Origin of the sequence: Mesonia aestuariivivens (assembly GCF_019311235.1) — a bacterium.
Taxonomy (GTDB): domain Bacteria; phylum Bacteroidota; class Bacteroidia; order Flavobacteriales; family Flavobacteriaceae; genus Mesonia; species Mesonia aestuariivivens.
Genome location: NZ_JAHWDF010000054.1, coordinates 1 through 1,187, shown reverse-complemented (window position 1 = coordinate 1,187; position 1,187 = coordinate 1). Strand labels below are relative to the sequence as shown.

1 protein-coding gene is annotated in these 1,187 nt (G+C 39.3%); it reads left to right on the top strand.

From position 1 onward, the window contains the following. Positions 1 to 1,187: FIDD domain-containing protein (locus KW502_RS15240; protein ID WP_500793362.1), on the top strand; the 1,187-nt coding region annotated here is incomplete at both ends.

Below are 1,187 nucleotides of genomic sequence, written 5' to 3'. Positions count from 1 at the left end.
GCTATTGCAGTACCTACCAACTATACTAATATCGCTAACCCTCAGCGTATTTATGTACGTTTAGAAAACACTGATACAGGCTGTATAGACACCTTTGGTTTTGCGGGTGATAATAGTTTTAGCTTACATGTGAATGCACTACCTGAGGTGGTTAATCCTACCAATTTAGATCAGTGTGATGATGATTATGATAATGTACCCTATAGTATGACCCTTTTCGATTTAACTGAAAAGGAAACCGAAATCTTTGGCGGTGTACCTGGGGTGCCTTCAGCGTATAACTTCACTTATTATGCCAGTCAAGAAGATTTAGATAATGGTGTGGCGATCGATAATCCAGAAGAATATGAGAATATCATCAACCCACAGACCATTTATGTTGTGGTAGAGAATACAGCGCAAACCGCTACCCAGTGTAGCGCTCAGGTAAGTTTTGATTTGCAAGTATTACCATTACCAAGTCCTTCGACCACAGACCCTGATGTATTGCGTCAAGAAACCTGTGATAACGATAGTAATGATGGAGTAGCCTTAGAAGCTTTCGATTTAACCTTAAGCGGTCAGTTAATTACTCAAGGGGAGAATGTAAGCATTAGTTATTACAAAACCCAAGAAGGTGCAGATACGCAAGATGTTGCAGCGCTAATAAGTGACCCTAGTGCTTATGTGAATGAGCCAGTGTACAATGAGGTCGATGAAAATGGAAATGCAACCAATGTACAGGTAATTTATGCCCGTATAGATAGTAATGCTACGGGTAACTTCTGTTACGTAGTAGTCCCTTTTGAACTGGTAGTCTATGGTGCGCCGGTATTAAACCAAGCTATAGCAGACTTAGAATTTGGTTATACCTTATGTTCCGACGATCCAGCAGGACTTACAGCAAGCTTTTATCCAGAAGACGTGCCAGGTTATGTGTATGATTATAATAATGATGATTTTGATGCTTCAGTCTTAGTAGATTTATTAGATGCTAATGCGACAAGCAATGGATCGATCGAAGATTATACGATAAGTTTTCATAGTAATCCTTTAGATGCTTTAGCTGGAGAAAATGAAGTTCCCTTTGGTTATCAGGCTAGTGATGAAGAACTCTTGTATATTCAGGTTACCCACAATACTACAGGATGTCGTATCACAGATGAAATCAATTTAGGAAAGTTATACCTTAATATAGAAGCTCGTCC